The organism is Prevotella herbatica (genome assembly GCF_017347605.1).
In the GTDB taxonomy this organism is placed as follows: Bacteria; Bacteroidota; Bacteroidia; order Bacteroidales; family Bacteroidaceae; genus Prevotella; species Prevotella herbatica.
The window spans coordinates 2,198,002-2,210,864 of the sequence record NZ_AP024484.1 but is presented as its reverse complement, the minus strand read 5'-3'; the positions used below and the strand labels follow the sequence as shown (position 1 = coordinate 2,210,864).

The 12,863-nt window shown below is 37.8% G+C and carries 13 protein-coding genes; 4 read left to right on the top strand and 9 right to left on the bottom strand.

Annotation, left to right across the window (positions count from 1 at the left end):
* Positions 1-27: 27 nt before the first annotated feature.
* Complete coding sequence (locus prwr041_RS08180) at positions 28-309, bottom strand: hypothetical protein (RefSeq protein ID WP_207153329.1); 282 nt, start codon at positions 307-309, stop codon at positions 28-30.
* 83 nt (positions 310-392) lie between these two features.
* On the opposite strand from prwr041_RS08180, the gene prwr041_RS08175 reads away from it, so the two are divergent.
* Together prwr041_RS08175 and prwr041_RS08170 are read left to right on the top strand one after the other, a co-directional pair.
* Positions 393-1,574: a phosphoribosylaminoimidazolecarboxamide formyltransferase gene (locus prwr041_RS08175; protein WP_207153328.1), complete on the top strand. Its 1,182-nt coding sequence runs from the start codon at positions 393-395 to the stop codon at positions 1,572-1,574.
* Positions 1,575-1,583: 9 nt separating this feature from the next.
* Entirely contained in the window at positions 1,584-1,769 is a 186-nt protein-coding gene (locus tag prwr041_RS08170) for a hypothetical protein (RefSeq protein WP_207153327.1), read from the top strand.
* Positions 1,770-1,842: 73 nt separating this feature from the next.
* Here the strand turns inward: prwr041_RS08170 and prwr041_RS08165 are convergent, their stop codons facing one another.
* The 5 genes from prwr041_RS08165 to hpt form a co-directional block, all read right to left on the bottom strand.
* Positions 1,843-2,919: a M23 family metallopeptidase gene (locus prwr041_RS08165; protein WP_237072345.1), complete on the bottom strand. Its 1,077-nt coding sequence runs from the start codon at positions 2,917-2,919 to the stop codon at positions 1,843-1,845.
* A gap of 118 nt (positions 2,920-3,037) precedes the next feature.
* Positions 3,038-3,820: a peptidoglycan editing factor PgeF gene (gene pgeF / locus prwr041_RS08160; RefSeq protein WP_207153325.1), complete on the bottom strand. Its 783-nt coding sequence runs from the start codon at positions 3,818-3,820 to the stop codon at positions 3,038-3,040.
* Entirely contained in the window at positions 3,817-4,992 is a 1,176-nt protein-coding gene (gene obgE / locus prwr041_RS08155) for a GTPase ObgE (RefSeq protein ID WP_207153324.1), read from the bottom strand. The genes pgeF and obgE overlap by 4 nt, the downstream gene beginning before the upstream one ends.
* Positions 4,993-5,010: 18 nt before the next feature.
* Positions 5,011-5,589 (bottom strand): adenylate kinase, encoded by a 579-nt coding sequence (locus tag prwr041_RS08150; RefSeq protein WP_018464839.1) that lies wholly within the window; start codon positions 5,587-5,589, stop codon positions 5,011-5,013.
* Between the two features lie 20 nt (positions 5,590-5,609).
* Complete coding sequence (gene hpt, locus prwr041_RS08145; RefSeq protein WP_207153323.1) at positions 5,610-6,164, bottom strand: hypoxanthine phosphoribosyltransferase; 555 nt, start codon at positions 6,162-6,164, stop codon at positions 5,610-5,612.
* A gap of 91 nt (positions 6,165-6,255) precedes the next feature.
* On the opposite strand from hpt, the gene prwr041_RS08140 reads away from it, so the two are divergent.
* Both prwr041_RS08140 and prwr041_RS08135 read left to right on the top strand, forming a co-directional pair.
* Complete coding sequence (locus prwr041_RS08140; protein WP_207153322.1) at positions 6,256-7,773, top strand: NAD(P)H-hydrate dehydratase; 1,518 nt, start codon at positions 6,256-6,258, stop codon at positions 7,771-7,773.
* A gap of 1 nt (position 7,774) precedes the next feature.
* A complete protein-coding gene (locus tag prwr041_RS08135; RefSeq protein ID WP_207153321.1) occupies positions 7,775-8,815 on the top strand; it encodes a DUF4831 family protein in 1,041 nt (346 codons plus the stop codon).
* 1,119 nt (positions 8,816-9,934) lie between these two features.
* Here the strand turns inward: prwr041_RS08135 and prwr041_RS08130 are convergent.
* The 3 genes from prwr041_RS08130 to prwr041_RS08120 all read right to left on the bottom strand — a co-directional run bounded on the left by prwr041_RS08130 (position 9,935) and on the right by prwr041_RS08120 (position 12,756).
* Positions 9,935-10,555: a deoxynucleoside kinase gene (locus prwr041_RS08130; protein ID WP_207153320.1), complete on the bottom strand. Its 621-nt coding sequence runs from the start codon at positions 10,553-10,555 to the stop codon at positions 9,935-9,937.
* A 21-nt stretch (positions 10,556-10,576) separates the two neighbouring features.
* The gene (locus prwr041_RS08125; protein WP_207153319.1) at positions 10,577-11,197 is read right to left on the bottom strand and encodes a deoxynucleoside kinase; all 621 of its coding nucleotides are present in this window, start codon (positions 11,195-11,197) and stop codon (positions 10,577-10,579) included.
* A 68-nt stretch (positions 11,198-11,265) separates the two neighbouring features.
* Positions 11,266-12,756 (bottom strand): DUF6377 domain-containing protein, encoded by a 1,491-nt coding sequence (locus prwr041_RS08120; protein WP_237072181.1) that lies wholly within the window; start codon positions 12,754-12,756, stop codon positions 11,266-11,268.
* Positions 12,757-12,863: the final 107 nt, after the last annotated feature.

The following is a 12,863-nucleotide window of genomic DNA, read 5'->3' as shown; positions in this document are numbered from 1 at the left end:
GTCATGCATAAAGCATAACCTCTTTTTTTATTCCTTTGTTTTTGTTTTCTTCTCATCATCTAAAAAAGTATCCTTTAAACTTTCCCAATCCTGGAATCCGGCAAACAATGCCAGTCTATCCAAGGTTTCACGAGAAGGTTTTTCGGCACCATAAAGATAATGCCAAATCTTCTTCAACGAAGATGACTTGAGATTGATGTGGTGCTGAGAGAAAAAGAGTGACATCTTCTCAAAGTCATTACCAATCTTCGCTTTCTCTACAAGTTTTGTTCCCACTTCCTTAAGTAGGAAACCAATTTTACGTTTCATAACCTAACGAAATAATTTCCAAGTTGCAAAGGTAATAAAAAAAATATGATTATCTTTGCAAAAAGTTTAATTAACCCTCAAGAATGAAAGAATTAGCTTTAAAGTACGGATGTAATCCCAATCAGAAACCTTCCAGAATATATATGGAAGAAGGTGAATTACCAATCGAAGTCATTAACGGTCGCCCTGGCTACATCAATTTCCTTGATGCACTAAACAGCTGGCAATTAGTAAAGGAACTTAAAGAAGCTACTGGTCTGCCAGCAGCAGCAAGTTTTAAACATGTATCACCAGCAGGAGCAGCTATCGGTTTGCCTCTCAGCGATACATTAAAGAAAATCTATTTCGTTGACGACGTAAAGATTCCTCTTACACCATTGGCATGCGCCTATGCACGTGCACGCGGAGCAGACCGCATGTGTTCATACGGAGACTTTGTTGCACTAAGCGACACATGCGATGCAGCAACAGCAACTCTATTGAAACGAGAAGTAAGTGACGGTGTTATCGCACCTGATTACACTCCTGAAGCAATTGAGATTTTGAAGGATAAGCGCAAAGGCACATACAATGTGATAAAGATTGATCCAGAATACAAGCCAACTCCAATAGAGCACAAGCAAGTATTTGGAATAACTTTTGAGCAAGGACGTAATGAAATAAAGCTGGATGATCCAAAACTATTTGAGAACATTCCTACTAAGAATAAGACTTACAGCGAAGAGGCAAAACGCGATTTAATCATTGCGCTTATTACACTTAAATACACACAGAGCAATTCTGTATGCTACGTAAAAGACGGTCAAGCTATTGGTATCGGTGCGGGACAACAAAGTCGTATTCACTGTACTCGCCTTGCAGGAAGCAAAGCTGATACATGGTGGTTGCGTCAAGCACCAAAGGTGATGAACCTTCCTTTCAAAGAAGGAATACGTCGTGCTGACCGTGATAATACAATAGACGTTTATATAAGCGAAGAGCATGATGACGTGCTACGTGACGGAACATGGCAGATGTTCTTTACAGAAAAGCCAGAAGTGTTCACAATGGAAGAAAAGAAAGCATGGATTGCCCAAAATACAAAAGTGGCACTTGGAAGCGATGCATTCTTCCCATTTGGAGACAACATAGAGCGTGCCCACAAGAGCGGTGTAGAATATATCGCGCAAGCAGGTGGCTCTATACGTGATGACAATGTTATTGATACATGCGATAAGTATGGCATAACAATGTCATTCACTGGAGTACGCTTATTCCATCATTAAAATAAATATATGAGTGATATCGACGAAATTATCGAGCAAGGTATAGTCTTTAAAAAACCTTCTAGTGGTGAACCAAAAGAAGAAAAAGTGAAGACTAAAGCCAAAAAGAAAAAGTACATTACCGGCGCTCATGGTTCAGGAAGCGCTCGCCAAAAGGCGAAATACCGCGAACAAAGAGCCACCAGACACAAGTAGAAATAAGAAAAGCTCCTTTTATGAAGGAGCTTTTTTTTTATTGATAGTAATAAATCAGAAGGATCTAATTTATCTATTTTTTTGCGAAGTAATTACGCTGAGTTTTCACAACACCATTTTTACAGGTAAGCGTGATTTGCTGCAAAGACTTATTAGCGGTGTCAAATATAGAAGAAGGATCTAATCTGTGTCCCTTGAAGAATACCTCAAAATGTAAATGCTCAGTAGTAGCGCGTCCTGTTCTACCTGTAAGTCCTATGATTTGTCCAGCCTTGACTTTCTCACCATTCTTCACTAAATTACGTGATTGATGACCATACAAAGTCACAAGTCCATTGTTATGTTTAATTTTGATGCAATTGCCATATCCAAAATAATTACCTGCCATAATAACGACTCCGTCGAAAGCAGCACAGATATTATCATTAGGTCGTGTCTTCAGGTCAATACCTGGATGATGACGGGCACCACCGAAGGGACTTATCACGTGACTTCCAGGTAATGGATAAGCCCATTCTGATTTTGGCATACCCGTAAAATCAATTTTGTCATCATTATCAGAGACAATTATGTCTTTAACATCCTTAGGCTGTTTTTCTGAATTTTCAATAACAGATACATCTACATAAGTTCCATTTTTCTTGCACAAGACAGTCTGCTTGCGGAGCGTATGACTATTCAAGTCAATGAAAGTCTTTGGATTAATTCTACCACCATTAACCATCAAACTGAACTTGCAATATGTACGACCTGCATCTGAGCCGACGATAGCCACAGTTTGCCCTGCCTTTACACGCTGTCCAACAGTAACCATATTCTGAGCATTATTAGCATAAACTGTCTCTATGCCGTTGTCATGTCTAACAACAACAACATTTCCAGATCCATTAACGTTTCGTGATAAACGAACGACACCGCCAAACATAGCCTTAACAGCATCACCAGCAGAAGTAGAAATCTCAAGTGCCTGATTGTCATCAACTACTTTCACCTTACCAACTGGCAATGGAAAAGAATAGCCATTACTTTTAATTGCACTAAAATCGATGCTAAAAGCATTAGAACGATCAAAAAGTCCAGACGTAGGAATAGCAATCTGTTGCTGTTCAGCAGCAGAGAAAGTTTTTTTTGCCGGGGTCATAGCAGACATTGTCACTATGAGAGAAACGCCCAGTAAAAAGTGTTTCAAATTGAAATTCATAAAGATTCATCAAAGGTTAAATTTAAAAGAGTTATAGCTCTTTCTGAAAGCGGATTGACACAACCGGCTATTCAGAAATCATAATTCCAGAGAATATTCTTCCCGAATGCTGTCCAAGCTTGCGGGCTGAGAAATAATCCTCGGAGCGAGAGAAAGTACATATTCCAGACATCAAGATATTTTCATCTTTAAGTCCAGCTTCCCTTAATTGAATATGATTACATTCAGGAAGATTGATATGCCATTTTTCGTACTTCTTGGAAATAAGTGGCATATTGAATCCAACAGCTTCAAACTGTTGATAGACCTCATCGCCAACTTCAAAGTTTTCCATAGATATACCAGGTCCTATCACGGCTTTAATGCGTGAAGGATAAGATTTATACACATTGCACATTTCCACTATGGCACGATGCGCAATACGATTGAGAGTTCCACGCCACCCTGCATGCACTGCAGCTATGGCATGGTGTTCATCATCATAAAGAAGAATAGGAATGCAATCTGCTGTAGAAACTCCGATACATAAGTTTTTGATATCAGTAAGCACACAATCCACTCCCTCAAGAAGCATCTTGCGAACACTTTCTGGCATACTAAAAAACTCAGGAGCGATGGTGCGACATTCAATTCTATGAATCTGGTGAGGTATGATGATATCCTCAACACCAATACAAAGTTCTTCAGCCAAAGCCTTTTTGTTTTCTGCAATACACGCATCATCGTCACCGCAGAAACCATTAATATTAAACTCACCGAATTCTGCTTTGCTTACCCCACCCTTTCGAGTAGAACTGAAAGCTTTTACACAATCGGCGATATTATAATATTTCAATACAGGCTTAATCATTCCGCATCTTTATTGTCATCATATTCGAAGTCATCAAGATCTTCGATATCATCATCATCAACAAACTCTAAGTCTTCCTCATCTGCACCTTCTGCATGAATTTCATCAGCAAATACAGCCATATCCTTATCACGATGTACAAGAGTATCTTCTGAAACTATTTCCTGCAACTTATTGCTTTCGCTATTGAGCTCGCGCCACAATATGTCCTTAAGCTCATTTAGTCCAAATCCTGTGACAGAAGAAATAAACACTACCGGAAGAGAATCTGGTAAAGTTTCTTTCAACATTTCAATAAGCTCATCGTCTAGCAAGTCACACTTTGTAACAGCTAACACGCGGTGTTTATCAAGCATTTCAGGATTAAACTTTTTGAGTTCATTAAGCAATACTTCATATTCGTGCTTGATGTCTTCAGTGTCACCAGGAACCATAAACAGGAACAGAGAGTTGCGCTCAATATGTCTAAGGAATCTAAGTCCAAGTCCCTTGCCTTCACTTGCGCCCTCTATAATACCAGGGATATCAGCCATCACAAACGACTTATTATCATGATATGCGACAATACCCAAAGAAGGTTCCAATGTCGTGAAAGGATAATTAGCTATTTTGGGACGAGCACTTGACAACGAAGAAAGCAAAGTAGATTTACCTGCGTTAGGTAATCCAACAAGACCTACATCAGCAAGGAGTTTTAATTCAAGGATGATATTCATCTCCTCCATAGGTTCTCCTGGCTGTGCATATCGTGGAGCTTGATTAGTAGACGTACGGAACTGGAAATTACCAAGTCCACCACGACCACCTTTCAACAAAAGCACTTCCTGCCCATCATAAGATACATCACAGATATACTTACCTGTTTCTGCATTATATACCACGGTACCGCAAGGTACATCAATATAGAAGTTCTTACCATCGGTACCGTGACATTTGTCGCTACTGCCATTGCCCCCATGCTCAGCAGCCACGTGGCGCTGATACTTCAAATGAAGCAATGTCCAGTAATTATGATTACCTCTTAAATATACGCTTCCACCATGTCCGCCATCACCGCCGTCAGGACCGCCGTTATATTGGTATTTCACATGACGTAAATGCATGGAGCCTCTTCCGCCCTTACCAGAGCGGCAATAAATCTTAACGTAGTCAACGAAATTGGATTCAGCCATTATTTTGTTTTAATTTAATTAATCAGCAAGGTTATCAATAACGTCAGAAACACGTCCGAAGATTTCCTCTAAAGTTCCGATACCCTTTACATGATAGTGTACACCTTCCTTCTCATACCAGTCGATTAGTGGAGAAGTCTGTGTGTGATAAACGTTTAGACGCTTCTTTATTGTCTCTTCGTTATCATCACTACGTCCACTTTCTTTACCACGGTTGATGAGGCGAGCCATCAGTTCCTCCTCAGGAACATCTAGTTCTATCATTGCAGCAATTTTGTGACCACGATCTGAAAGCATTTTCTTCAAAGCCTCAGCCTGTGGAGTTGTGCGTGGGAAACCATCAAAAATTACGCCCTTATGGTCTGTACCGAATGAATCATAAACGCTTGCAAGGATATTAACCATCAATTCATCAGGAATGAGCTGACCGTTGTCAATAAATCCCTTAGCAGTCTTGCCAAGTTCTGTACCATTCTTGATTTCATTACGAAGCACGTCACCAGTAGAGATGTGTCCAAGACCATACTTCTCAATAATTTTGTCACTCTGAGTACCCTTACCGGCACCAGGAGCTCCGAAAATAACAATATTCTTCATCTGTTTTTTATTATTATAATTTATTTCGCTGTTTCTTTTTCGTCACAAACAGTATAGATATCTCTAAGCTGGCGACCCTGCTGATCATAATCCAAGCCATATCCAACAATAAAGTCGTTAGGGATTTCCATTGCGGCATATTTTATATCTAGAGGCACCTGAAGCTTTCCCGGTTTGAATAGAAGAGTACAAATATGAATAGCCTCTGGATTACGTGTACCCAAGCTCTCTATCATGCTCTTCATAGTGAAACCTGTATCAACAATGTCCTCAACGATAATGACTGTTCTTCCAGAAAGATCCTCATTAAGACCAATAACCTCTTTTATCTTACCCGTTGAAGTGGTTCCTTGATAAGAAGCTAGTTTAACGAAAGAAATCTCACAAGGAATATTTATATTGCGGATCAAGTCCGCAGCAAATATAAAAGAACCGTTTAATACAGCCAGCAAGAGTGGGTTTTTACCATCCATATCCTTGTTGATCTTTTCAGCAACAACCTTTACACGTTGCAGAATCTCGGATTCAGGAATAAACGTTTTAAACGTTTTGTCCTTGATTTTAACAAAGTCCATAGTGCGAATTAAAATATTTTGTTGCAAAATTACTAAAAATATGTGGAACTATACCTACCGATTAGCATTAATTTTGTATTTTTGCAGCATTATGAAGATATTTAATAGTACTCAAATACATGAGTTGGACAATTATACTATAGAGCATGAGCCTATTTCCTCTATCGACCTTATGGAGAGAGCGGCAAAGGCTTTGACACACGCTATCACCAATATTTGGACTACAAAAACACCATTCGTTGTATTCGCCGGTCCAGGTAATAATGGAGGTGATGCACTTGCCGTTGCACGCATGATGGCTGAAAACGGATACCAGGTGAGTGTTTATCTTTTTAATATACACAACCATTTGTCTGACGATTGCGAAAACAACAAGAAAAAAATTGCTGAATGTAAGCATATAAAGGCCTTTAATGAAATCAATCTCAATTTTGACCCTCCACAGTTAGATGCAGAGACAGTTGTTGTTGACGGATTATTCGGCAGTGGATTAAATAAGCCTCTTGCCGGTGGATTTGCATCATTGGTAAGATACATTAACCAAAGCAAGTCAAAAGTTGTAAGCATAGACCTTCCTTCTGGACTAATGGCAGAAGACAACACATACAACATTAGACAAAATATTATGCGAGCCGATATCACTTTCACCTTACAACAGCTTAAACTATGTATGCTTTTGGCTGATTGTCAGCAATACCTTGGTGAAGTAAGGGTGCTGGATATAAGGTTGTCTCATGAGTATATTGGCAACACATGCTGCCAACACTATGTATTAGAGGAAAACGATGTACGCACAAGAATAAAAGATCGTAATGACTTTGCCCACAAAGGCAATATGGGAACAGCTCTTCTTATTGCAGGAAGTTATGGTATGGCTGGTGCTGCAGTGCTTGCATCAAAAGCATGTCTGAGATCCGGAGCAGGAAAAGTAGTAGTGCATTCTCCAAAACGCAATTACGATATATTGCAGATTTCTGTTCCTGAGGCTGTTATGCAGTTGGATCAGGAAGAAACAATATATTCTGAACCTGTTGACACCGATGATTTTGAGGTATTGGGTATAGGTCCAGGCATAGGACAAAACGAGACAACAGCTATTGCTCTTATAGCACAGTTGCGCCGTGCTCAATGTCCTATCGTAGCTGATGCTGATGCTCTTAATATTTTAGGAAGTCACAGGGCGTGGATGCAGCAGTTACCGCAAGAAATAATTATGACACCGCATCCAAAGGAGTTTGACCGCATAGATGGCAATATAAGTAACGGATGTTACGAAAGACTATCTAAAGCAAGACGATTGGCAGAACATCTTCACTCATTTATTATACTAAAGGGACATTATTCTGCACTTTGTTTACCAGACGGGAACGTGATATTTAATTCTACGGGTAATTCGGGAATGGCAACAGCTGGTAGCGGAGACGTACTGACAGGAATAATAACAGGTCTTCTCGCACGGGGATACTCAAGAAAAGACGCTTGTATTGTTGGAATGTATCTGCATGGATTGGCAGGTGACCTTGCTGCACATGAGCTAGGGAAAGAGTGTCTTATTGCAAGTGATATAATCAAATATTTGCCTCTGGCATTTAAAAGAATAAATGATTAATATGAAAAAGATAATTACTTTTATATTATGTGCCATGGCTCTTAATGCCAATGCACAACAACCAGTAGAAGGAACAACGTATTTTCTTCCTAAGACTGCCGTGCAATTCAGAATACTTATAGAGAAGACTACATATACTCCAGGCGAACTGGCTGTATATGCAGAGAAATATATGAAGATGCAGAACACGGACGAAAATCCGTCGGTCGCATATCGTATTCTAAATACTACTAGCAACAGCTACGGCATACCAGACACGACAAAGCAACATACTGCAATTGTTGATAAAAAGCATAGCATCATTCGCATTAACAAATATGCCAATGGGATGCTACTGGCTATAAATGCGGAACCTAAAACAATAGAAATTGTAAAGGACTTCAAAGCATCTCCAAAACCAGCAGCTGTGAATCCACGTGATTTTATGAATTCCGATATTCTTTCTGCTGGTTCAAAAGCAAAAATGGCAGAACTTATTGCACAGGACATTTATGATATTCGCGAGAGCAGAAATCAATTGTCACGTGGTGAAGCTGACTTCATGCCAAAAGATGGAGAGCAATTAAAGATTATGCTTGCAAACCTGAATAAACAAGAAAATGCCCTGATGCAAGTATTTGAAGGTACAATTGTAAAAGATACCATCGAGAAAGTTATAACTTTCATTCCTGAAAAAGAAGTAAACAAACAGGTTTTATTCCGCTTCTCTCGTAAGTTAGGATTCGTTGATTCAGATGATTTGTCTGGACGACCTATCTACATAAGTGTTACTGACCTACATAGCATTCCACCACTCAAACTTGATATTGATACAAAGAAGAGTAAAGACGATTGTGGCGTTTACGTAAATCTACCAGGAAGTATACGTTTATCATTGTATGACGGCAACAAGCCTTACAAAAGCTTTGATATATATGCTGCACAATTCGGTCGTACGGAATCAATAAGTGGCGAACTCTTTGGAAAAAAATTCACCACCCATATTGTACTTAATCCTGTTACAGGAAATGCAGACGAACTAAAGACAGAGCCTTTAGAATAAAATAAAATGGAGTTATTGGATAAATCTGGTAACTCCATTTTATTAAACATATCATTTCATCAGCGTCACGCTAACTCTGAATTCATAATTGAGATATATTTCTGCATATATAATGTTCGTGCATACGCGCGCACTAAGGGTTTTGAAAAATATAAGTGTCGAAATGTCAACGTAGTGAATATCAACATTTTATCGACGAATTTAACTAATTAAAGTGACGGTGACCCGACCGTCAAATATCGAGTTTTGCATTCGTTTCTATATAGAAACGGAAACGTTTGCACGTAGAAACGCAGACGTTTCTACGATGTTTTACCTTCTAAAGCATCGCAAAACGTAATGCATTTCTTCGTAAAACGGATTGCAAAACATCGCAAAACGCATCGAAATCCTTCGTAAAGCACAATGCAATATGAGGAAAATTTCACCCATATTTTACCGACGAATAACCGACACTTAATTCGACCCGAAAAGAGTTCTAATAAGTTGAGAATCAATAGATAGACACTTCGACACTTGTTTTTACGAAAAACTCAGAGTGTGCGCATACATGCGCACGTGTATTACAATGTATTGCAACCCAGTAATTAAAACTTTGGCTAACAAGCTAACCTAATTCTGATTGCATGGACAAATTTTTCGCAGTATCTTTGCCGAGAATTCAGCGGGATTCGGCAGAATAGTTTAACAAGCTTGATAATTCTGATTCTGTTTACTGTATCTATTTAAACATCCTCAGTCCCTCAGATATAGTCAACGGTTCTTTGAAAAATTTACTTATATAACACATCCCATCGTTAAAACAACACAAGTTTACGTAGCATGGCGTTGCTAAATTCTACAAGCTGCATATAGTCCTCTGCCCTACGTTTATAAGCTTTGCCAGATATGCAGTAGCTTCGTAGCTAAATAACAAAAAAGCAAATAATTTACCAATGGATTAAGTAAAATGCCTTGCAAGAAAAAACATATCAGCAAATATGTATATTTCTATAATTACAAACTGGATAAAAAATGGCTAAGAACCCAGTATGTAATGTTCTTAGCCATCTTTGTTTATTTTGTAATGGTTTAAATGTAACAAGCATTAGTCATGCTGATTACATTTAATATTTCTTTCTATTTTATTGGGAACAATCCATATAATTCAGCATCAATCTGATCTGTGATTATTTGGAAATCCTGTGGGCGGTTTTCAAAATCAACATTGTCACCATCTATTATTATCAGGTGTCCCTTATAACCCTTTATCCAATTCTCATATCTATTATTAAGTCCTGTAAGATAATCAATACGGATGCTCTTCTCAAAATCCCTTCCACGCTTCTCAATATGACTAACAAGAGTAGGAATACTAGAACGGATATAAATCATTAAATCAGGTAAGTCTACAAGCGAAATCATAAGATCGAATAGATCAGAATAGTTAGCGAAGTCACGATCACTCATCATTCCCATACCATGAAGATTAGGAGCAAAGATGCAAGCATCCTCAAAAATAGTACGGTCCTGAATAATAGTCTCCTCGCTCTTTGATATTTCAACAACCTCCTTAAAACGCTTATTGAGAAAATACACCTGTAGATTGAATGACCATCTTTTCATATCAACATAAAAATCAGCCAAATACGGATTATTATCAACAGGTTCAAATCTAGGGTTCCATCCAAATCTCTTGGCAAGCATTTTTGTAAGCGTAGTCTTGCCACTACCGATATTTCCAGCTATTGCTATATGCATAATAAAATAATTTTCAATTAATTAAAAGAGTCCGAACAATGTTGCGTCAATCCTGTCTATTATTCCCGCAAAATCTTTTTTGTTGTTTTGATAATCAATATCATCAACATCCACTACAAGCAGTTTTCCTTTATACTTATTATATATAAAGTCTTTGTATAATCCATTTAAATTTTCAAGATACTCCAAAGGTATTTTCTGTTCATAGTCGCGTCCACGCTTTTGGATATTCTTCACCAAATGCGGAACACTCGATTTAAGATAAATCATTAGATCGGGATAGTCAAGAACCATTGTCATGGAATTAAAAAGTTCCATATAGGTATCAAAATCACGCTGGTCCAGATTGCCCATCTTATAATTGTTAGCTGTAAACACATATACACCTTCATAAATAGACCTATCCTGAATAGTAGTTTTGGCGGTTGCTTCTTGTTTCATATTAAGCAGATCCTTGAACCGCTCTTTAAGGAAAAACACTTCCATATTAAACGACCATCTTGGAATATTTTTATAATAGTCCTCAAGATATGGATTATAGTCTACAGCCTCATATTTAGGAGCCCAACCATAATATTTTGCCAGCAGTTCCGTGAGTGTAGTTTTACCGCTTCCGATGTTTCCAGCTATTGCTATATGCACGTTATTCAGATTTTTGGCTGCAAATTTAATAATTTTTATTTATAATGTCGAATAATAATCGCATAATATCAATCATTATTTTGCGCACCAAGTTTCTTTATCCTTTTTTCAAAATCCTCACGATCACTTATCGCACTATTCTTCACACGTGCTTTATAATTATAAATTGTATTTACAGAATAATGCAAGAACTCTGCAATCTTTGAGCTATCCTCTATGCCAACTCTTATCAATGCAAAGATGCGAAGAGATACAGGCATGTGCCCATCATCAGTGAGCATAATTCTCTCTTTAGGGATAAGCAAAGCATTAAATTCCTCTACAAAAGTAGGAAACAAATGAAGAAAAGCATCATCAAAGTTTGTATATAATTCGTCAAGTTCCTTTTCCTTTAAAGAGGTAGACCTTGTTTCCTTAAACAGCTCTTCAAACTGTCTATTCTTTACCCTCTTGTTCACCATTCTACGGAAATCCTCAATCTTGTCTACATACAACGAGCACAATCCCATAAACCGTCCAATATACTCCTCTTTCACACGATTAGACTCACCTAGTTTTGCTATACTCGAAGCTAACTGCCGATTTAGTTCAGATAGTTTTGAATTAATTTCATGTAACTGGGCATTTGAATACTTTAGTTTTCTTCCTGTCAAAGCCAGTCGCTTACGCTGACTATTAACATAAAATACAGAAACAAGAAACATGAATGCCAACAGAGCTGAAAATAAAGCAACCATTAACAACTGGTTATTCTTATGTTCACTTTCTGTTTTATACTTCTTTGCTATTCTTGCAAGCAAAGGTGAAATCTGCCATCTTCTCTGACGTGAATCATATATATTTGCACAATCACTAGTAAAAGTTATATAATGATAACTACGTTCTATATCTCCAGATCCCTCCAGCTGATTCGCGATTTCCCACATGGACCCCTGATCCATAACTCCATTACGCACATCAGCAAGCGCAGACTCAGCTATCCAATACATCATATTTGCTGTGTCACGAACAGCTTTGTACTCCAAATATCTGAACAGAGCCATCATCGCATATTCATGAGATCCTTTCCTTACGTGATGAAGCCATTCTGTGCTAAGTTTCATTGATTGATGCATTTTACCTTCTGATATAAGTTTTAGTTCCAAAACTTGATACCTTAAATTGTTATGAACAGGTAGACATGCCAACAATTTATTTTCAAATTCCTTAGATTTATCATTATATATTTGCTTCATGGATTCAACACTGGTATAATATGCTAATTGATTATTAAGAATATACTGTGCATGATAATACACAGCGAGTCCACTTTTGTTCAGCTCATCAACATTTATCTGCAATAAAAATTTTTCAGCTTCATCATACAGACCTGTATTTGAGCAGCACAGAGAAAGTCTTGCCAAGCATTCATTTACGTTATTCCTATTATTACTTGCTTCAGCAATATGGCGACATCTCTCCAAATAATACATAGCCATTTTGTTTTCAAATGGTTTATACTCTTCATAAAGCTGATAACAAACGGCATATTTCAACGTATTATCAGATGCTTTTTCCAACTGCTTTTTTAATATATTTATAACAGCCTTCTTTTTGGCTACATATTTATTTGCATGTATTATTTCATAATCCAGACAACTATATATTGAATCTAGATTATGGGATT

What these genes read in the sequence shown, in the direction of transcription:
- prwr041_RS08135 (WP_207153321.1), top strand. Translation starts at nt 7,775, where the DNA reads ATGAAAAAGATAATTACTTTTATATTATGTGCCATGGCTCTTAATGCC.
- prwr041_RS08170 (WP_207153327.1), top strand. Translation starts at nt 1,584, where the DNA reads ATGAGTGATATCGACGAAATTATCGAGCAAGGTATAGTCTTTAAAAAA.
- prwr041_RS08130 (WP_207153320.1), bottom strand. Translation starts at nt 10,555, where the DNA reads ATGCATATAGCAATAGCTGGAAATATCGGTAGTGGCAAGACTACGCTT.
- obgE (WP_207153324.1), bottom strand. Translation starts at nt 4,992, where the DNA reads ATGGCTGAATCCAATTTCGTTGACTACGTTAAGATTTATTGCCGCTCT.
- prwr041_RS08180 (WP_207153329.1), bottom strand. Translation starts at nt 309, where the DNA reads ATGAAACGTAAAATTGGTTTCCTACTTAAGGAAGTGGGAACAAAACTT.
- prwr041_RS08150 (WP_018464839.1), bottom strand. Translation starts at nt 5,589, where the DNA reads ATGAAGAATATTGTTATTTTCGGAGCTCCTGGTGCCGGTAAGGGTACT.
- prwr041_RS08175 (WP_207153328.1), top strand. Translation starts at nt 393, where the DNA reads ATGAAAGAATTAGCTTTAAAGTACGGATGTAATCCCAATCAGAAACCT.
- pgeF (WP_207153325.1), bottom strand. Translation starts at nt 3,820, where the DNA reads ATGATTAAGCCTGTATTGAAATATTATAATATCGCCGATTGTGTAAAA.
- prwr041_RS08140 (WP_207153322.1), top strand. Translation starts at nt 6,256, where the DNA reads ATGAAGATATTTAATAGTACTCAAATACATGAGTTGGACAATTATACT.
- prwr041_RS08165 (WP_237072345.1), bottom strand. Translation starts at nt 2,919, where the DNA reads ATGTCTGCTATGACCCCGGCAAAAAAAACTTTCTCTGCTGCTGAACAG.
- hpt (WP_207153323.1), bottom strand. Translation starts at nt 6,164, where the DNA reads ATGGACTTTGTTAAAATCAAGGACAAAACGTTTAAAACGTTTATTCCT.